This is a genomic window from Streptomyces wedmorensis (assembly GCF_000716445.1).
In the GTDB taxonomy this organism is placed as follows: Bacteria; Actinomycetota; Actinomycetes; order Streptomycetales; family Streptomycetaceae; genus Streptomyces; species Streptomyces wedmorensis.
This window is the reverse complement of record NZ_JNWK01000091.1, coordinates 1-19,421: the sequence shown is the minus strand read 5'-3', so window position 1 is coordinate 19,421 and position 19,421 is coordinate 1. Positions and strand designations below refer to the sequence as shown.

The 19,421-nt window shown below is 74.2% G+C and carries 16 protein-coding genes and 1 pseudogene; 16 read left to right on the top strand and 1 reads right to left on the bottom strand.

What is annotated here, in order from left to right; genetic code table 11:
- The 8 genes and pseudogenes from OO54_RS38910 to OO54_RS38875 all read left to right on the top strand — a co-directional run.
- Positions 1-507 (top strand): annotated as a pseudogene (locus OO54_RS38910) (dihydrodipicolinate synthase family protein); the annotation flags it as partial.
- Between the two features lie 53 nt (positions 508-560).
- Positions 561-1,565, top strand: a complete 1,005-nt coding sequence (locus OO54_RS38905; protein ID WP_033211975.1) for a proline racemase family protein — start codon at positions 561-563, stop codon at positions 1,563-1,565.
- A 61-nt stretch (positions 1,566-1,626) separates the two neighbouring features.
- Positions 1,627-2,319: a GntR family transcriptional regulator gene (locus tag OO54_RS38900; protein ID WP_033211973.1), complete on the top strand. Its 693-nt coding sequence runs from the start codon at positions 1,627-1,629 to the stop codon at positions 2,317-2,319.
- A gap of 94 nt (positions 2,320-2,413) precedes the next feature.
- Entirely contained in the window at positions 2,414-3,655 is a 1,242-nt protein-coding gene (locus OO54_RS38895; protein WP_418953256.1) for an aminotransferase-like domain-containing protein, read from the top strand.
- A gap of 147 nt (positions 3,656-3,802) precedes the next feature.
- Positions 3,803-4,234 carry a cell division protein SepF gene (locus OO54_RS38890; protein ID WP_017237889.1) on the top strand — a complete coding sequence of 144 codons (432 nt, stop codon included), beginning with the start codon at positions 3,803-3,805 and terminating at the stop codon, positions 4,232-4,234.
- Between the two features lie 55 nt (positions 4,235-4,289).
- Complete coding sequence (locus OO54_RS38885) at positions 4,290-5,579, top strand: AAA family ATPase (protein WP_033211971.1); 1,290 nt, start codon at positions 4,290-4,292, stop codon at positions 5,577-5,579.
- Entirely contained in the window at positions 5,576-5,941 is a 366-nt protein-coding gene (locus OO54_RS38880) for a nucleotide pyrophosphohydrolase (protein WP_017237891.1), read from the top strand. The genes OO54_RS38885 and OO54_RS38880 overlap by 4 nt, the downstream gene beginning before the upstream one ends.
- A gap of 126 nt (positions 5,942-6,067) precedes the next feature.
- Positions 6,068-6,553, top strand: coding sequence for a DUF6099 family protein (locus tag OO54_RS38875; protein ID WP_033211964.1), 486 nt, complete (start codon positions 6,068-6,070; stop codon positions 6,551-6,553).
- Between the two features lie 47 nt (positions 6,554-6,600).
- On the opposite strand, the gene OO54_RS44560 is transcribed toward OO54_RS38875, so the two are convergent.
- Positions 6,601-6,945 carry a hypothetical protein gene (locus tag OO54_RS44560; protein ID WP_078905587.1) on the bottom strand — a complete coding sequence of 115 codons (345 nt, stop codon included), beginning with the start codon at positions 6,943-6,945 and terminating at the stop codon, positions 6,601-6,603.
- 249 nt (positions 6,946-7,194) lie between these two features.
- Here OO54_RS44560 and OO54_RS38865 point away from each other — a divergent pair, with 249 nt between their 5' ends.
- The 8 genes from OO54_RS38865 (at position 7,195) to OO54_RS38830 (ending at position 19,210) form a co-directional block, all read left to right on the top strand.
- The gene (locus OO54_RS38865) at positions 7,195-8,118 is read left to right on the top strand and encodes an LLM class F420-dependent oxidoreductase (RefSeq protein ID WP_033211963.1); all 924 of its coding nucleotides are present in this window, start codon (positions 7,195-7,197) and stop codon (positions 8,116-8,118) included.
- A 16-nt stretch (positions 8,119-8,134) separates the two neighbouring features.
- Positions 8,135-9,121 carry a homocysteine S-methyltransferase gene (gene mmuM, locus OO54_RS38860; protein WP_033211960.1) on the top strand — a complete coding sequence of 329 codons (987 nt, stop codon included), beginning with the start codon at positions 8,135-8,137 and terminating at the stop codon, positions 9,119-9,121.
- 69 nt (positions 9,122-9,190) lie between these two features.
- Entirely contained in the window at positions 9,191-10,687 is a 1,497-nt protein-coding gene (locus tag OO54_RS38855; protein WP_033211957.1) for a 3' terminal RNA ribose 2'-O-methyltransferase Hen1, read from the top strand.
- A complete protein-coding gene (locus tag OO54_RS38850; RefSeq protein WP_033211955.1) occupies positions 10,684-13,212 on the top strand; it encodes a polynucleotide kinase-phosphatase in 2,529 nt (842 codons plus the stop codon). Before OO54_RS38855 ends, OO54_RS38850 begins: the two co-directional genes overlap by 4 nt.
- Positions 13,213-13,534: 322 nt before the next feature.
- Positions 13,535-14,260 (top strand): Crp/Fnr family transcriptional regulator, encoded by a 726-nt coding sequence (locus tag OO54_RS38845; RefSeq protein WP_033211953.1) that lies wholly within the window; start codon positions 13,535-13,537, stop codon positions 14,258-14,260.
- Positions 14,261-14,442: 182 nt separating this feature from the next.
- On the top strand, positions 14,443-15,267 hold the full coding sequence (locus tag OO54_RS38840) for a nucleotidyl cyclase domain-containing protein (RefSeq protein WP_033211950.1): 825 nt from the start codon (positions 14,443-14,445) through the stop codon (positions 15,265-15,267).
- Positions 15,264-17,747 (top strand): hypothetical protein, encoded by a 2,484-nt coding sequence (locus OO54_RS38835; RefSeq protein WP_033211949.1) that lies wholly within the window; start codon positions 15,264-15,266, stop codon positions 17,745-17,747. Before OO54_RS38840 ends, OO54_RS38835 begins: the two co-directional genes overlap by 4 nt.
- Positions 17,744-19,210: a hypothetical protein gene (locus OO54_RS38830; protein ID WP_033211947.1), complete on the top strand. Its 1,467-nt coding sequence runs from the start codon at positions 17,744-17,746 to the stop codon at positions 19,208-19,210. The genes OO54_RS38835 and OO54_RS38830 overlap by 4 nt, the downstream gene beginning before the upstream one ends.
- Positions 19,211-19,421: the final 211 nt, after the last annotated feature.

Here is a 19,421-nt window from a genome sequence, read left to right as displayed (position 1 = left end):
CGAGCAGGCCGCCGAGGCCGGCGCCGGGTCGGTCCTCCTCCTGCCGCCCAACTCACGCCCGCGCTCCTGGCGAGCCTGTACGCCGACGGCAGCATCGTCGCCGTCAAGGAGTTCAGCGGCGACGTCCGCCGCGCCTACGAGATCGCCGAAATCGCCCCGGGACTCGACCTGCTCGTCGGAGCGGACGACGTCCTCCTGGAACTGGCCCTGGCCGGCGCCGTCGGCTGGATCGCCGGCTACCCCAACGCCCTCCCGCGCAGCTGCGCCGAGCTGTACCACGCCGCCGTCACCGGCGACCTCACCACCGCGCTTCCCCTCTACAGGTCCCTGCACCCGCTGCTGCGCTGGGACTCCAAGACCGAGTTCGTCCAGGCCATCAAACTCTCCATGGACCTCGCGGGCCGCCCCGGCGGCGCCACCCGGCCACCCCGCCACCCCCTCGCGCCGGAGCGGGAGGCGGTCGTCCGCGCGGCCACCGAGAAGGTGCTCGCGGAGGGGCACGCGTAGGCCGGACCCGTCCTTCCGCCCGTCCATCCACCCGTTCACCCGAAAGGAACTCCGTGCGTACGCGTCACGTCTTCCACGCCGTCGACTCGCACACCGAGGGCATGCCCACCCGTGTGATCACCGGGGGTGTCGGGGTCATCCCCGGGGCCACCATGGCCGAGCGCCGGCTGCACTTCATCGAGCACATGGACCACCTGCGGACCCTGCTGATGTACGAGCCCCGCGGCCACGCGGCGATGAGCGGCGCGATCCTCCAGCCGCCCACCCGCCCCGACGCCGACTACGGCGTCCTCTACATCGAGGTCTCCGGACTGCTGCCGATGTGCGGCCACGGCACCATCGGCGTCGCGACCGTCCTGGTCGAGACGGGCATGGTCCCCGTCGTCGAACCCGTCACCACCGTCCGCCTCGACACCCCCGCCGGCCTGGTCAGCGTCGACGTCCACGTCCACGACGGCGCCGCCGAGTCGGCCACCTTCACCAACGTCCCCGCCTTCAGCGCCGGCCTCGACCTCAAGACCGAGGTCCCCGGCCACGGAACGGTCACCTACGACCTGGCCTACGGCGGCAACTTCTACGCCTTCGTCGACCTCGACGCCCTCGGCCTGCCCTACGACCGCGCCCGCAAGGACGACCTGCTCGCCGCCGGACTGGCCGTCATGGACGCCGTCAACGCCTCACCCGACCGGCCCGTCCACCCCACCCGACCCGAGATCGCCGGACTCAAACACGTCTACCTCACCGCCCCCGGCTCCGACGCCACCCACTCACGTCACGCCATGGCCATCCACCCCGGCTGGTTCGACCGCTCACCCTGCGGCACCGGCACCAGCGCCCGCATGGCCCAGCTCCACGCCCGCGGCCTGCTCGCCCCGCACACCGACTTCGTCAACGAGTCCTTCATCGGCACCCGCTTCACCGGCCGCATCACCGCCCACACCGAGGTCGGCGGCCTGCCCGCCGTCATCCCCACCGTCACCGGCCGCGCCTGGATCACCGGCACCGCCCAGTACTTCCTCGACCCGCACGACCCCTTCCCGGCGGGGTTCCTGCTCTGACCCCGGCCGGGGAAACGTGACATTGTACGATGCTCCTCCGTGACTTCTCGGAGGACGCACGATGGGTGACCTGAAACAGTACGGTCTCGTCAGGGCGCAGGAACGACTGCGCGACCAGGTCGGGCACGCCCTCCGCGCCGCCCTGATCGCCGGCGAACTGCGCCCCGGCCAGGTCTATTCGGCCCCCGGGCTGGCGGCCGACCTCGGCGTCTCCGCGACCCCGGTCCGCGAGGCGATGCTCGACCTGGCCCGCGAGGGCCTCGTCGAGCCCGTGCGCAACAAGGGGTTCCGCATCACCGAGGTCAGCGAACGCGACCTCGACCAGTACACCGAACTGCGCACCCTCATCGAGGTCCCCACGGTCGGCCGCATCACGGAGACGGCCGACCGCGAACAACTGGAAGCCCTGCGTCCCATCGCCGAGGAGATCGTCGCCCGCGCCCGGCGGCACGACCTCATCGGCTACCTGGAGGCCGACCGCCGCTTCCACCTCGCGCTGCTCGCCCTCTCCGGCAACGAACGCCTCGTCGAGACCGTCGGCGACCTGCGCAAGCGCTCCCGCCTCTACGGCCTGACCGGCCTGGACGAGGCGGGCAAACTGGTCTCCTCCGCCGAGGAACACGTCGAACTCCTCGACCTGATGATCGCCGGCGACGTACCCGGCACCGAGGCCTGCATGCGCCGTCACCTCGGCCACGTCCGCTCGCTCTGGGCCGACGCCCGCGACGAACCGGCGGGCCGGAGGCCGGCCTAGGCCGCCCCGTCACGGGGGCGCGGCCGCCAACTCGGCTTCGGATAAAGGGAATCGGACCTCTGGACAGCGCCATGCAAATCCATATGCTATGTACATGCATATTGCTGCCCCGACGCCCGTGAACGCCGCCGGAACCGTCACCGTGCCCCCTCCCGCGACCGCAGGCCGGCTCGCCTCCGTCGGCTCTTCGCCGGTCCGGGAGATCCTGGCGCTCACCGCGCGGCCCGAGGTGATCTCCTTCGCCGGAGGTCTGCCCGCCCCCGAACTGTTCGACGTCGAGGGGATCCGGGCCGCGTACGACGGGGTCCTGGCGGAGAACCCGCAACACGCGCTCCAGTACTCGACGACCGAGGGCGACCCCGAGCTGCGTACGGCCGTCGCCGCCCGGCTCACCGCACGAGGACTGCCCACCGAAGCCGACGACCTGCTCGTCACCACCGGGTCGCAGCAGGCACTCACGCTCCTCACCGCCGCCCTCGTCGAGCCGGGTGCCGTCGTACTCGTCGAGGACCCCTGCTACCTCGCGGCCCTGCAGACCTTCGGGTTCGCCGGCGCCCGGGTCGTCCCCGTGCCCACCGACGACCAGGGCATCGTTCCGGCCGCCCTGGACGAGATCGCGGCACGCGAGAAGCCCACCCTCCTCTACGTCATTCCCACCTTCCAGAACCCCACGGGCCGTACCCTGCCCGCCGAGCGCCGCACCGCCGTCGCCGAGGCCGCCGCGCGGCACGGGTTCTGGATCGTCGAGGACGACCCGTACGGCGAACTGCGGTACGACGGCGAGCGCGTCCCGTGGATCGTCTCCGACCCCGCCGCCGCAGACCGCACCGTCCTCCTCGGCTCCTTCTCCAAGGTCATGGCCCCCGGACTCCGGCTCGGCCACCTCCGCGCCCCCGCCGGACTGCGCCGCGCCTGCGTGATCGCCAAGCAGGCCGCCGACCTGCACACCTCGACCATCGACCAGGCCGCGGCCGCCCGCTATCTGCGCGACAGCGACCTCGACGCGCACGTCGCCGTGATGCGCGCCGCCTACCGGGAGCGCCGCGACGCCATGCTCGAAGGCCTCCCGGCCGCACTGCCCGAAGGCGCCCGCTGGAACCGGCCCGAGGGCGGCATGTTCGTCTGGGTGACCCTGCCCGACGGGCACGACGCCACCGCCCTCCTGAAGACCGCGGTCGGCCACGAAGTGGCGTACGTGCCGGGGGCGCCGTTCTTCTGCGGCGAGCCGGATCCGCGCGCGATGCGCCTGTCGTTCACGACCCACTCGGCGGACGAGATCAGGGACGGCCTGCGCCGGCTGGCCAAGGTCTTCGCCCAGGGCGTGTCCGGAAGGTAGAGCCGTCTGCCCGGGACTCCCCGCGGACGTTCCGCGCTCCTCGTGGCGTGCGCCGACCGGGTGACTTCCGGTCCGCGCAGGCCACGGGCCGGTCACGACCTCGTGTCGTTGTTGGGCCGAACGGGTGAGGGGCGGGAGGATGTGCCCATGAGTAGGTACGAGAGGTACGACGTCACCGACGAGCAGTGGGAGGGCCTGGCGCAGGTCGTGCCCCTGCGCGGACGTGACGAATGGCCGTCCAGGGTCGATCACCGCACGATCCCCGAGCAGTACGAGTCCGCAGAACAGCGCCGCATGGTGGTGCTCCGGGTGCAGGTGTTCGCCGACGCCCGCGAGGTCGCCGAGTACCTCATCGCCCAGATCCCGGTGCTGCTCGATCTGACGAGCGCCGACACCGAGGTCGCGAAGCGGATCCTCGACTTCAGCAGCGGTGTCGTCTTCGGTCTCGGAAGCGGGATGCACCGCGTCGACCGGAACGTTTTCCTTCTCGCCCCGGCAGGCACCGAGGTCGAGGGCGCGGAGGGCGAGGACGACGAGGAGGTCGTGGGCGGCCGGACCGCCGGCGTCCCCCGATCGTAGGAAGGTCATCTCGCCGTAACGGTTCGTCAGGGAATGATCTGCGTACGGTCCGGGCATGGACCTCACCGGCGGCTCCACGCTCGCCCGCACGTCAGACGCACGCCCCTCCGCCCTCGCCCCCGCGGGTGACGCGCCCACTCCCGCACCCGGACGTACCCCCGGGCCGCGTGTGTCCGTTCCCGAAGCGCGGGGCCCGTCCGGCGGTGGGGCGGAGGCCGGGCGGATCGCCGCCCGGCCGGCCGTCACCGAGCTGCGCCTGTCGGCGTTCGCCGGACACCGCGGAGCCGTGCACGCGCTCGGGCCGGTCACCCTCTTCACCGGCCCCAGCGGCAGCGGCAAGTCGACCGCGCTGCGGGCGTACGAGGCGCTGGCCAAGCTCGGTGCGGGCGACCCGCTCGACGAGGTGTTCGCCGACGCCGCCGACTGCGTCCCCGAGCGGGCCCGGCCCGACGCCCAGGGCCGGCGCGGCTTCCGGATCGGGTGCACGGTGGACGGACCGGCCGGCCCCGTCCACCTGGACCTCGCCGTCCAGGCCGAGCCCCGGCTGCGGGTCGTCGGCGAACGGCTCACCGGCCGGGGCCGCACCCTGCTGGCCACCGCCCTGCGCGACCCGGGCCGCAGCACCGTCCAGGCCGAATGGCACACGGCCGGCGCCACCCCCGTCACCCGCGCACCGCTCCCCGACGACCTGCTCGGTACGGCCCTGCTGCCGCTGCGCGTGGCGGGCAAGACCGCCGGGCAGCTGGAAGTCCTGGCCGCCGCCGAGCAGGTGGTCATCGGGCTGAGGTCGGCCTTCGCCTGCGATCCGCGGCCCGAGCGGATGCGGGCGCCCGTGCCGCCCGGCGAGGGGCGGCTCCGCCGCGGCTGCGGCAACCTCGCCGAGGTCCTGCACCGCACCCACACCGACTGCCCGCGCCGGCACCTGCGCCTCGCGGCCGTCGCGGGAGCGGGCTGCGCGGGTCCCGTCACCGGCCTTGGCGTGCAGGAACTCCCGGAGGGCACGGTACGGGCGTTCCTCGAACGCGGCGGCCGGCCCACGACCCCGCTCGGGCGGCTCGGCGACGGCGAACTCCGCTACCTGGCGCTCGCCCTCACCCTGCTCACCGGCCCGGGCGTGCTGGCGATGGACCGGATCGCCGAGGTGCCCGACGCCATGCAGAGCCTCACGCTGCTCGCCGACGACCTGGACCGCGGGCTCGACGACCGTCAACTGGGCGAACTGCTCCGGCTCGCGGTGGGCATCGCCGCGGACGGGCACATCCGGGTCGCCGGGGCGGTCGGGGAGCGAGCGGCGGGGGAGGCCCGACGGACACCGGGGGTGACGGTGGTAGACCTGACCGGGTGACGAACAACCATGACGTGGCGGGACTCCAGCGCAGGCTGGCCGAGTTCGCGGCCGCCCGCGACTGGCAGCCCTACCACACGCCCAAGAACCTGGTGGCGGCGCTCAGCGTCGAAGCGGCCGAACTCCTGGAGATCTTCCAGTGGTTGACGCCGGAGCAAGCGGAGCGGGTGATGGACGACCCCGAGTCGGCGCACCGCGTCGCCGACGAGGTGGCCGACGTGCTCGCCTATCTCCTCCAGTTCTGCGAGGTGCTCGGAGTCGACCCCCTGGAGGCCCTCGCGGCCAAGATCGACCGGAACGAGGTCCGGTTTCCCGTCCGGCGGCGGGGCGATTCCGACGGAGATCGTCACTCTTCGGAGTGATCGACTTTTCCCCATCGAGCTTCCTGTCCACAGATTTCCGAATTCCTCTGGTGTCGGGGCTCAGGCGGCTTCACTCTGGGTAGTGGAATGAGTGGGCAGTAAGTCGTACGAACGGGGGCGGCGTTGATGGAAGCGGAGCGACTCGTCACGCTCGGCCGGCGCGCGCTGGCGGAGAGCGGGACGGCACAGCACATCGTGGCGGAGGCCTGGCAGGCCCAGGCACTCGCCCAGGCGATAGGGAGCCACCTCGCGCTCTGCGGGCCGCTGGAACTGCGGGGCGACGCGCGGGGGTTGAGCGAGATCGGGGAGTACCCGATGTGGGGAGCCGGCGGGCCGCGGGCGGCCCAGCTGACCGAAGTGGCTGACCCGCGCGGGGCGTTGACCGCGCTGGGGGCGTTACTCGGGGAGGTGGGGATCGCGCTCGTCGGGGTCGCCTGCGCCACCGACGAGGAAGGGCTCTACTGGCAGTGCATCGAGGCCATCGACGCCGCCGACGAGTCGAGCGACCGGGTGCGCGGGATGCTCCGACGCCTCGCCGTACGGGACGGGGAGCGGGCCCGCCCGCCCGACCCCGCCCGCGGTCGCGCGGGCCCCGCGAGGGGCCCGACGTGAACGGCACCCGGCGAGCGGCCGGAGGCGGCGCGGGAGCGGCGCGGTGGCTAGAGGAACGACCGGCCCTCACCGGAACGGTCGATGCCGGGCCGGTCGTCGTGGCCGTACCGGCCGGGCTGCTCGGACTGGTCGTCGTGTCGGTGCTGACCGGTCCGGACGGGCTGGTCAGCACGGTGGGGCCGGTCGTCGTGGCCGTGCTGGTCGGGCTCGTGGCGGTCGGCCGAGGACTGGAGGTCGGCGTCCAGCTGCGAGAGGTCGGCGGAGAGGGCCGCCATGAGCTCCTCCATCTGCTGGAGCAGGCCCTTCGGGGCGCCGGGGGCCTTCTGCTCGGGTACGGACTGCGGCTCCGGCTGCTCGGGAACGGCCCGCTCCGGCGCGGCTTCCTGGGACATGGCGGCCTCCTCGACCGGGACCCCACCGCCGAGGACGGGGCCACGAGAGAGAGCGACGCACCGGCAGCGGCCGCCGGCACGAGGGCCGGGCGGTCCGGCTCCGCCCGAGCCAACGACGGGTGCCCGGCCCCGGTCACTGGCCAGTGTGGACGCGGCCCGCCAGGAGGCCGGATATTCACCCGACCGTGCCGGACCGGACGGCGGGGTGACGGACAGGTTGACACGCACCCGACGGTGCAGGATGGAGGCATGGATCTTCGCATCTTCACCGAACCCCAGCAGGGGGCCGACTACGACACCCTCCTCCGGGTGGCCCGGGCCACCGAGGACCTCGACTTCGACGCCTTCTTCCGCTCCGACCACTACGTCAGCATGGGGTCCGGCGACGGTCTGCCGGGGCCGACGGACGCCTGGATCACCCTGGCGGGCCTGGCGCGGGAGACGCGGCGGATCAGGCTCGGCACGCTGATGACGGCCGGCACGTTCCGGCTCCCCGGGGTCCTCGCCATCCAGGTCGCCCAGGTCGACCGGATGTCCGGCGGGCGGATCGAACTGGGCCTCGGGGCGGGCTGGTTCGAAGAAGAGCACACGGCGTACGGCATCCCCTTCCCGAAGGAGAAGTTCGGCCGGCTCGAGGAGCAGCTGGCGATCGTGACGGGGCTTTGGAAGACCGAGGTCGGGAAGACCTTCAGCTACGAGGGGGAGTTCTACCGGCTCACCGACTCTCCCGCGCTGCCCAAGCCCGCCCAGGGCAGGATCCCGGTGCTGATCGGCGGGCACGGCGCGAGCCGCACACCACGGCTGGCCGCGCGGTACGCGGACGAGTTCAACATCCCGTTCGCCTCCCTGGAGGAGAGCGAGCTGCAGTTCGGCCGGGTCCGGGCCGCCGCGGAGGCGGCCGGGCGGGCGGCGGACGACCTGGTGTACTCCAACGCGCTGGTCGTCTGCGTCGGCAAGGACGACGCCGAGGTGGCCCGTCGCGCCGCCGCGATCGGGCGGGACGTGGACGAGCTCAAGGCGAACGGCCTCGCGGGCTCGCCCGCCGAGGTCGTCGACAAGCTCGGCCGCTACGCGGCGATCGGCTCCTCGCGGGTCTACCTCCAGGTCCTGGACCTGTACGACCTGGACCACCTGGAGTTGATCTCCGCGCAGGTCCAGGCCCAGCTGGGCTGAGGGGACGGACGATCCGATGAAGCCGCTCCGCACGCTCGCCGAGGCCCTCCGGTCGGGGACGGTCATCCTCGACGGCGGTCTCTCCAACCAGCTGGAGGCGCAGGGCTGCGACCTCTCGGACGCGCTCTGGTCCGCCCGGCTCCTCGCCGACGGCCCCGAGCAGATCGAGGCCGCTCACGCGGCGTACGTACGGGCCGGCGCCCGGGTGCTCATCACGTCGAGCTACCAGGCCACGTTCGAGGGCTTCGCCCGGCGGGGCGTGGGCCGCGAGGCGGTGGCCGGCCTGATGGCGCGGAGCGTGGAGCTCGCGCGGGCGGCGGCGGAGCGGGTCGGCGAGGAGGTCTGGGTCGCCGCGTCCGTCGGGCCCTACGGCGCGATGCTCGCGGACGGGAGCGAGTACCGGGGACGGTACGGGCTGTCCGTGCGTGAGCTGGCGGCGTTCCACCGGCCGAGGATCGAGGCCCTCGCCGCGGCGGCCCCCGACGTGCTGGCGCTCGAGACCGTCCCGGACGTGGACGAGGCGGAGGCCCTGCTGAGGGCGGCCGACGGGTGCGGTGTGCCGGTGTGGCTCTCGTACACGGTCGAGGGCGGCCGGACCCGGGCCGGGCAGGAGCTGACGGAGGCCTTCGCGGTCGCCGCCGGCAACGACCAGGTCGTCGCCGTCGGGGTGAACTGCTGCGACCCGGCCGCGGCGGGTGACGCCGTGGCGCTCGCCGCGGCCGTGACCGGCGGACCGGCCGTCGTCTACCCCAACAGCGGCGAGCGCTGGGACGCCCGGGCGCGCGGCTGGCGGGGCGACCTGGCCTTCGACCCGACCGCCTCCGCCGCCTGGGCCACGGCCGGCGCCCGGCTCATCGGCGGCTGCTGCCGCGTCGGCCCGGCCACGATCGCCGCCCTCGCGGCGGCGCTGTCGGGGGACGCCGGGGACCCCGCGAGCTCCGGCGGTGGCCGGGGCGGTGGCGGGAGGGGCGGCTCGTCGGGTTCCGGGGAGGGGGCGCGCTGAGGCGGGGCCGGGGGGCAGGGGCGGAAAATGCCTGGTCGGTGGGGGGACGGGCGAACCATACTCGGAAGTGTGTTCCTGACGATCAGTACGACCGGCAACCAGGAGCGACCCGCGACCGATCTCGGCTTTCTGCTGCACAAGCATCCCGAGCGGGCGCAGGCGTTCTCGACCTCGCACGGCACCGCGCACGTCCTCTACCCCGAGGCGAGCACCGAGCGGTGCACGGCCGCACTTCTCCTGGAGGTGGACCCCGTGGCGCTGGTGCGCCGCGGCAAGGGCAAGGGCCGGGGCGGCGCCCCGGACTCCGCGCTCGCGCAGTACGTGAACGACCGGCCCTACGCGGCGTCCTCGCTGCTCGCCGTCGCGCTCGCCAAGGTGTTCAAGACGGCGCTGCACGGCGTCTGCCAGGCGATGCCCGAGCGGGCGGCCGCGCCGCTGCCGCTGCGCATCGAGGTTCCCGCGCTGCCCGCGCGGGGCGGAGCCGGTCTGGTGCGGGCGCTGTTCGAGCCGCTGGGCTGGGACACGGTCGAGGCCGAACCGGTCGTCCTGGACGCGGAGTTCCCCGAGTGGGGCGACTCCCGGTACGTGCGCCTGGTCCTGGAGGGCGAGCTGCGGCTCGCGGACGCCCTCAACCACCTGTACGTGCTGCTGCCCGTGCTGGACGACGCGAAGCACTACTGGGTCGCGCCGGACGAGGTCGACAAGCTGCTGCGCGCCGGTGACGGCTGGCTGGCCGGGCACCCCGAGCGCCGGCTGATCACCGCCCGGTACCTCTCCCGGCGCTGGGGCCTGGCCCGTGAGGCGACCGAGCGGCTCGAACTGGTGCGGCTCGCCGAGGCCGAGGGGATGGACGTCGAGGAGGTCGACAACGCCGTCGACGAGACGACCGACACGGAGGAGCGGCCGGTGCCGCTCGCCGAGCGGCGGCGGGAGGCTATCCTCGCCGCGCTCGACGCCGCCGGAGCGACCCGTGTGCTCGATCTCGGCTGTGGACAGGGGCAGTTGGTGCAGGCCCTGCTGAAGGACGTCCGTTACACCGAGATCGTCGGCGTCGACGTGTCCGTGCGGGCCCTGACCGTCGCCGCGCGCCGGCTGCGACTGGACAGGATGGGGGAGCGGCAGGCCGCCCGCGTGAAGCTGGTGCAGGGCTCGCTCGCGTACACCGACAAGCGGCTGACCGGCTACGACGCGGCCGTGCTCAGCGAGGTGATCGAGCACCTGGACCTGCCGAGGCTGCCGGCCCTGGAGTACGCGGTGTTCGGTTCGGCGCGGCCCCGCACGGTCCTGGTGACCACGCCGAACGTCGAGTACAACGTGCGCTGGGAGTCGCTCCCCGCCGGGCACGTCCGGCACGGCGACCACCGCTTCGAATGGACCCGCGAGGAGTTCCGGAACTGGGCGGCCGAGGTCGCCCGGCAGTACGGGTACGGCGTCGGGTTCACCCCCGTCGGCCCCGACGACCCCGAGGTCGGACCGCCCACCCAGATGGCCGTCTTCACCCGCGACGACGCCACCCCGACCGACCCCGCCCCGACCGACGAGACCTTGAAGGAGGTCACGGCATGACCCGCACGCTGCCCGTCACGGACCTTTCCCTCGTCGTGCTCGTCGGCGCCACGGGGTCCGGCAAGTCGACGTTCGCGCGACGCCACTTCAAGCCGACCGAGGTCGTCTCGTCCGACTTCTGCCGGGGCCTCGTCGCCGACGACGAGAACGACCAGTCCGCGAGCAAGGACGCCTTCGACGTCCTCCACTACATCGTGGGCAAGCGCCTGGAGGCGGGACGGCTGACCGTCGTCGACGCCACCAACGTGCAGCAGGAGGCCCGGCGTCAGCTGGTGGCGCTGGCCAGGTCGCACGACGTGCTGCCGATCGCGATCGTCCTCGACCTGCCCGAGGACGTGTGCCGCGACCGGAACGCCGGGCGCCCCGACCGGGCGGACATGCCCGCGCACGTCATCCAGCGCCACCGCCGCGAACTGCGCCGCTCGCTGCGGGGCCTGGAGCGCGAGGGCTTCCGCAAGGTCCACGTCCTGCGTTCCGCGGAGGAGGTGGAGGAGGCCGCGATCGTCCTGGAGCGCCGCTTCAACGACCTGCGCCACCTCACCGGCCCCTTCGACATCATCGGGGACATCCACGGCTGCCGCTCCGAGCTGGAGACCCTGCTCGCCGAGCTGGGGTACGTCGACGGTCACCATCCCGAGGGGCGTACGGCCGTCTTCGTCGGCGACCTCGTCGACCGGGGCCCCGACTCGCCCGGCGTCCTGCGCCGCGTCATGGGCATGGTCGCCTCGGGCGACGCGCTGTGCGTGCCCGGAAACCACGAGAACAAGCTCGGCCGCTGGCTGAAGGGACGGAAGGTCCAGGAGACGCACGGACTGGCCGAGACCATCGAGCAGCTGGCGGGCGAGACCGACGAGTTCCGGTCCCAGGTCGCGGATTTCATCGACGGACTCGTCAGCCACTACGTCCTCGACGGCGGCGACCTCGTCGTCTGCCACGCGGGTCTGCCGGAGAAGTACCACGGCCGTACGTCGGGCCGGGTCCGCTCCCACGCGCTGTACGGGGACACCACCGGGGAGACCGACGAGTTCGGGCTGCCCGTGCGCTACCCGTGGGCGGAGGACTACCGGGGTCGCGCCGCCGTCGTGTACGGGCACACGCCCGTGCCGAACACCTCCTGGGTCAACAACACGATCTGCCTCGACACGGGAGCCGTCTTCGGCGGGAAGATGACCGCGCTGCGCTGGCCGGAGCGCGAGCTCGTCGACGTGCCGGCCGAGCGGGTCTGGTACGAGCCGGCCCGGCCGCTCGCCACCGACGCGCCCGGCGGCCACCAGGGACGCCCCCTGGACCTGGCAGACGTGCACGGCCGGCGCATCGTGGAGACCCGGCACCTCGGCAACGTGGCCGTGCGGGAGGAGAACGCGGCGGCGGCCCTCGAGGTCATGAGCCGTTTCGCGGTCGACCCGCGGCTGCTCGCCTACCTGCCGCCGACGATGGCACCGACCGCCACCTCGCGCACCGAGGGGTATCTGGAGCACCCGGCCGAGGCCTTCGCCCAGTACCGGGCGGACGGGGTCGAGCGGGTCGTGTGCGAGGAGAAGCACATGGGCTCCCGGGCCGTGGCCCTGGTCTGCCGCGACGAGGAGGCGGCCCGCGAGCGCTTCGGCGTCACCGGGGTGACCGGCGCGCTGCACACCCGTACCGGACGGCCCTTCTTCGACGAGGCCGCAGTGACCGAGGAGGTGCTCGGGCGGCTGCGTACCGCGATCGGCGCCGCCGGGCTGTGGGACGAGCTCGACACGGACTGGCTGCTGCTCGACGGCGAGCTGATGCCGTGGTCGCTCAAGTCGGCGGGGCTGCTGCGCGCGCAGTACGCGGCGGTCGGCGCGGCGTCCGGGGCCGTCCTCCCCGGGGCGATCGGCGCCCTGGAGCGGGCGGTGGGGCGCGGGGTCGAGGGGATCGAGGGGCTGCTCGCCCGGCAGCGGGAGCGGGCCGTGGACGCGGCGGCGTTCACGGAGGCGTACCGCAGGTACTGCTGGCCGACCGAGGGACTGGACGGGGTGCGCTTCGCGCCCTTCCAGCTCCTGGCGGCGCGCGGCCGCTCGCTGGCCGCCGTCCCGCACGACGAGCAGCTCGCCTGGCTCGACCGGCTGGTGGAGCACGATCCGACGGGACTGCTCCAGGTCACCCGCAGGCTCGTCGTCGACACGGGCGACGAGGCCTCGGTCCGGGCCGGCACCGACTGGTGGCTGGAGCTGACGGCCGCCGGCGGCGAGGGCATGGTCGTGAAGCCGCTGGCGGCGCTCGTCCGCGACGCCAAGGGCCGGCTCGGCCAGCCGGGCGTCAAGGTGCGCGGCCGCGAGTACCTGCGGATCATCTACGGCCCCGAGTACACCCGGCCGGAGAACCTGGAGCGGCTGCGCCAGCGCTTCCTCGGCCACAAGCGGTCGCTGGCGCTGCGCGAGTACGCCCTCGGCCTGGAGGCGCTCGACCGGCTCGCGGGCGGGGAGCCGCTCTGGCGGGTCCACGAGGCCGTCTTCGCGGTCCTCGCGCTCGAATCGGAGCCGGTCGACCCGAGGCTCTGACGCGGCCGCCGCGGCGGCCGCGCCGAAGGCGAGGTTCCGGGGCGGCTTCGCGAACCCTTCACGAAGGCTTCGCGAAGCCGCCCTTCCGCCGCCGACGGGGGCGCAGGGGTGTCGGGAACGGCGCTCCCCTGCGCCCCTCGTGCTCGTTGTCGCGTTTCTTCCGCACCCTCTAGCGTTCTTCACCCCATGACGTGACACAACGTCAACTCTGTGGCGGGGAAGGTCACATGAGGTGGGAACAAGCGCACGAAAGAAGCCGGTCGATCACCGGCGGGCGGCCTTCCCCGGAGGGTCAGCGGACGGTACGGGGGGTGAGCGGGCCATGAGTCTCTTCGGCCAGGACCGCTCCTTCCTCCATGCCCTGCCGGCGGCCGACCGGCGGACCCTGCTCGCCGAAGGCGCCCGGCGCGTCTACGACCCCGGGGAGGTGATGATCCGCGAACGCGACACCAGCGCCTACGTCCTCGCGCTGCTCTCCGGCTGGTCCGTCGTCTCCGTCGGCACCGAACGCGGATCGCGGCTCATCCTCGCCCTGCGCGGCGCCGGCGAGGTCGTCGGCGACCTCGCGGCCGTCGACCTGCGCCCGCGCAGCGCCAGCGTCACCGCGCTCGGCACGGTCGAGGCGGTGGCCATCTCCGGCGACCGCTTCCGGCGCTTCCTCGCCGCCCGGCCGCACGCCACCTCGCTGATCATGCGCCAGCTCGCCACCCGGCTCCGCAGCGCCGACGTGGAACGCCGCGCGCTCGCCTCCGAGACCGTCCTCCAGCGCCTCGCGGCCCGGCTCGTCGAACTGGCCGAGCGCGCGGGCCGGCGCGCCGACGCGGGCACCGTACTCGAACTCCCGCTTCCCCAGCACGACCTGGCCGCGGCCATCGGAGCCACCCGGGAGGCGGTGGCGAAGGCCCTGCGCCTGCTCCGGGAGCAGGACGTCGTCCGCACCGCGAACCGCACCGTCGTCGTCATCGACATGCGGGTCCTGGTGCTGCTCGCCGAGGGGCGTGCGCGCCCCGGCGCGGAACGGGCGGACGAATCTCCGCCGGATGTGTAAACGGCTACATCGCCGGTCGCGGAAGGCGACCAGTCTGGACATGCGCCACCCGCGAGGAACCGAACGGCACCACGACACCGAACGGCACCACGGCACCGAACGGCACCACGGCACCGAACAGGAACACGGGCACCACGGCACCACGGCATCAAGCGGCACCAGGCATCACACAGGGAGTCCGAGTGAGCAGTGCGGGAGCGAACGGCGTGGCGGGCGGGATCCACCGGTTCGTCGTCTTCGGCGACATCTGTGGTTCGGGGGCCATGGACATGGCGGAGAAGGAGCTGCACCGGGCCGCGCTGTACGCCGCGTTCGACGAGGCGTACAGCTCCGTCGGCGTCGAGCCCGGCACCTTCCACCAGGAGGACCGGGGCGACGGCATCCTCGCCGCCCTGCGCCCCGACGTGCCGCCGACCCTCATGGTGGGGCGGTGGATCGACACCCTCTACGAGAGCCTGCGCGAGCACAACACGGGGCGGAGCAGACGGCTGCGGCTGCGGATCGGCATGAACGCGGGGCTCGTGGTCCAGGACCGGCACGGGCTCGTCGGGCGGGCCGTCGACCTCGCCGCCCGGCTCTGCGACAGCCCGCCGGCCAAGCGGCTCATGGCCGAGGCGCCCGAGGTCGACCTGCTCGTCGTGACCTCCGACTGGCTGTACGAGAACGTGGTCGCCCTCGGCGGCCGTTACGTGGAACCGGACCACTACCGGCAGGTCCGCGTCCGGTCCAAGGAGACCGACGAGGTCGCCTGGTTCCACGTGCCGCGCAGGACCGCGCCGCCGCTCGCCGGCGTCGAGGGGGAGTCGGCGCCCGAGGGGGATCGGGCGCCGGCGGGGGGTGCACGGACCGGCGTTGGGCCGTCGCGGGGGGACGGCCCAACGCCCCCGACCGGGGGCGGGAACCGCACGTACCACGTCGGGGGAGACCTGCTCGACGTCCACGGCAACACCGTCCACGGGGATCTCACCGGCATCCGCAAGACCGCGCGGGCGGGTGAGCCGGAGTGAGCGACCAGGACGACGGCGACTCCCGGGACGAACCCCAGGACGCGGGCCGCGCCGCGGACGACCGGGCGGGCGGGCACGAACGGGGCTCGGACCGCGACGGTGACCGGAGCGGCGGGCGGGGCGGGGACCGGGCCGGCGACCGGGGCGCGGGCCGGGGAGGGGACCGGGGCGCGGGACAAGGGGCGGACCGGGGTGCGGGGAGGGGTGGTGAGCGGGGCGCCGGCCGGGGGGACCGGGACGGCGACCGGGCCGACCGGGGGGACCGGGAGGGGGAGCAGCAGCGCGAGCCCAGCGTGTTCGCGTCGGCGGACCGGGGCCCCCTCGGCGGCGAGAGCGGCACCGGCGGGGCCGCCACGGCACGCCGGGCCGTCCGCACCCTGGCGGGCGGCGCGGGCGACCGGCAGACCGTCATCCACGGCGACGGCACCGTCTACGAGGGACCCCAGGTGCTCGCCCTGTACGGCCCCGACCGCGCGCCGCACTTCGTCCAGGGGCCCGTCCCGCCCGAGACGCTCGCCCACCTCGGCCGGGTGTACTGCGAGACGACCGGCTACCAGCGGATGAAGGACCGGCTGCGCGACCACCGGGTCCTCGTCCTGTGCGGCGAACCCGGCAGCGGCCGCCAGGCCACCGCGCTCGCCCTCCTCGACGAACTCACCCACGGGAAGGTCTTCCGCCTCGACCCGCGCCACGGCGTCGACGAGATCACGGAGGAGGCCGTCGAGGACGGCGGCGGCCACCTCCTGGAGCTGCTGACCGAGGACATCAGGACCGAGAGCGAGCCCCGGCACTCCCGTTCCGGCCCCGGCGACCGGGTCGCCGCCGCGTCCCGGCCCGCCACCCGCCTCTCCGAACTCCACCTGGACCGCTTCGGCGACCTGCTGCGCGGCCGGAACGCGTACGGCGTCGTCCTCGTCGAGAACGGCGAGCTCGCCGACCGGCTCCTGCGCGGCCGGTACGGGGTCTACTGCCCCCCGCCGCCCGCCGACGAGGTCCTCCACCGCCACCTCAGGCTCCAGCTGAGCGGCGAGGCCCTCGGCACCGCGCAGGCCGTCGCCCGCCGCCCCGACGTGGTCGAGGCGCTCGGCCTCGAAGCGCTGCGGCCGCGCGAGGCGGCCCTGCTCGCCGACCACCTCGGCCGCCACTGGCGCGGCGAGCTCACCGACGAGCAACTCCTCGCGGACTGCGCCACGTTCGTGACCGCGCAGGCCCGCGAGTGGTTCGCGGGCGCCGACCGGCCCGGCACCCTGCCCGAGGCCCTGCCGGTCCTGAACGCCGGAGCGTTCCGCATCGCCGTCGCCGTCTTCGACGGCTCCGCCTACAGCCTTGCCGCCGAGGCCGCCGAGCTCCTCGCCTGGGAACTCGCCGTCACCCTCGACCCCGAACACGCCCCCGGAAGAAGGCTGTTCGGGACACACGCCCAGCACCGCCCGGTGCTCGCCCGCGCGGTCCTCGAAGACGGCGAACTGGACCTCGGGCCGGCCAAGGTGCCCGTGCGGGCCGTCCGCTTCCAGGGCGGCGGGCTCGCCGGCGCCGTACTCGGCGAGGTCTGGCACGGCTACCACAACGTCCGCGGCCCGGTGGCGCGTTGGCTGCGCGCCCTCTGCGACGACCCCCGCTCCGAGGTGTGGGTCCGGGCCTCCATCGCCGCGGGGGTGCTCTGCTCCTGGGACTGGATCCACGGCTTCCGCGAACTGGTCGCGCCGCTCGCCGCGACGGACGAGCCCGTCGCCCGGATGGCCGCCGCGACCGCACTCGCCGAGTCCGCCCGCGACCCCCGCGTCCGGCCGGCCGTCGCCGACGTGCTCAAGGAATGGGCGACGTCCGACGAGGACACCCTCGTCGAGACCGCCCTGCTCGCCCACGGCTACGTCCTGGCCGCCGGAGACGTACCCGGCTCGCTCGACGCCCTCGCCCGCGTCGTCAGGGCCCGCGAGGCGAGCGACACCGACGTCCTCGTGCACGCCGCCTTCAGCGCCGCCCGGCTGCTGGCCTCCGGCGAACCCGAGCCCGTGCTGCTGAGGCTGCGCCAGTGGCTCGACGACGGGCGCCTCAGCCTCGCCAACCTGGTCCTCCTCACCGTCATCCGGGCACTCGGCACCCGGACCACGCACCTGTGGGGACTGCGGGACGTGCCCGAGCTCGACCCGCACGCGGCCAGGCCGCTGCTCGTCGCACTCCTCGCCACCAGGCCCGGCCTCGCGCCCGACCTGGCCCGGCTGCTGCGGCACACCCTCGCCACGGCGCGGTCGGGCGAGGTGGCCCTCGAAGCGTTCGGCGGCCTGCTCCGGCGGGCCGCGAAGGACCCGGAGGCGCTCCGGCACGTCTGCGGCTTCCTCCCGCTCCTCGCGGTGGACCGCCGCGACCGCGACCGCCTCCGGGGACTCCTGAACGAACTGGTCCGGGACCGCGACCGGCCCCTGGACAGACGCGCGGCACGGCGGATGTGGGACGCCGTCACGGAAGGAGCCAACCGATGACCGGGCCCGAGCAGAACGGGAACGCGCGACCGGACGAGCGGGCGCGCCGGGACGGACGGGACCCGGCCGGACAAGGCCCGGACGGCCGGGGCCCCGACCGTCCGGGACTCGACCGCCAGGGACCCGACGGGCGGGCCCGGCAGCGGTACGAGGAGCCGGGCGGGCGGGCCGGGGACGAGCGGGGGCGGGACGGGAACGCCGACGCACCGGGGCGGCTGCGCGGCCCGCTGCTGCGGGAGTACGCGCCCCCGTACCGCCGCAGGAGCGGCCGGATCGCCGCGGTGCTGCTCTACCGCAACGGCGGCCACCGCGTGGTCTGGCCGGACCGCAAGGAGGACGTCAACAAGCCTTTCATCGGATCCCCGTACACGGTCTTCGAGGTGCAACTCGGCCGCAACGTGACGGAGTTCAGGCTCCAGCTGCCCGCCGCCGGCGACGGCGTGTTCTTCGAGGCCGTCGCCAGGATCCAGTGGATGGTGACCGACCCGCACCTCGTCGTCCAGGAACAGGTCGAGGACGTCGCCGAGTTGCTGCACGACGAACTGCTCGACGGGCTCCGCCGGCTCTCCCGGAGGTTCCGGATCACCGACGCCCAGCGCGCCGACGAGGCCGTGCGCGAGGCGCTGAGCACCGGCCGCCTCAGCCTCGGCAGGGACATCGGGCTGCGGACCCGGGTCCACGTCTTCATCGACCTGGAGGATTCGGTCAAGGCCGAGGTCCAGCGCCGCGACCGGATCGACATCACCATGGAGGCCGACGCGCGCGAGGCCGAGGCGGAGCGCCGCAAGGACGCGGCCGAACGGGCGATGATCGCCGACCGCGCCCGGGAGATCGAGGCCCTCTTCCGGCGCGGCGACCTCGCCCAGATCGCCCACCACATGGCGGTCCACCCCGACAAGCAGTGGGAGATCCGCAACCAGCTCCAGCAGGAGCGGCGCCAAGGACAGGAGGACTACCTCGCCGTCTTCACCCAGCTCCTGGACACCGGGGTCCTGGAACGCCACGACATCGGCGAGCAGATGTACCAGGTGCTCATGTACCTGCGCTCCCAGACCGGCACCATCGTCGGCGGCATCACCGACCGCGTCCTCAACCCCTCCGGCAGCGCGGGTCCGCGCTCCCCGCGCGCCATCGAGGACCGCCACCCCGAACCCGGCCGCCCCGACTGGGACGACGACCCGCCCGCCGAGACGGGCGACCGCGAGCGGCGGGACGAGCCGCCCGCCGCCCGGGTCTACGAGCCGACCCGCGTCGAGTCCGGCTCGGACCGCGAACGCGAACGCGACCGGGGCGACCGGGACTGGGACCGCGGCCACGACCGGTACGAACGCTACGACCGGTACGACCGCGACGACCCCTACGACCGCGAGCGCCCCGGCCGCGAGCGCGGCTCCTCCCGGTCCACCCGCCCCGCCCGGCCCGCCCGGCCCAGCGCCGACTTCGACGACTGGGACGACGCATGACGCCCCCGGACGGCACCCCCGTCCGTACCCCGGATCCGTCCCCGGACGGCGCCCCTCTCCGTACCCCGCAACCGTCTGCGGACGGCAACCCGGCCCGTACCCCGGATCCGTCCCCGGACGGCCCCCCGGCCCGTACCCCGGCCTCCACCCCCACTCCCACGCCCGCCCTCACCCCCACGCCCGCCCCGGCCCCCGCCCCCCCCCCGCCCGA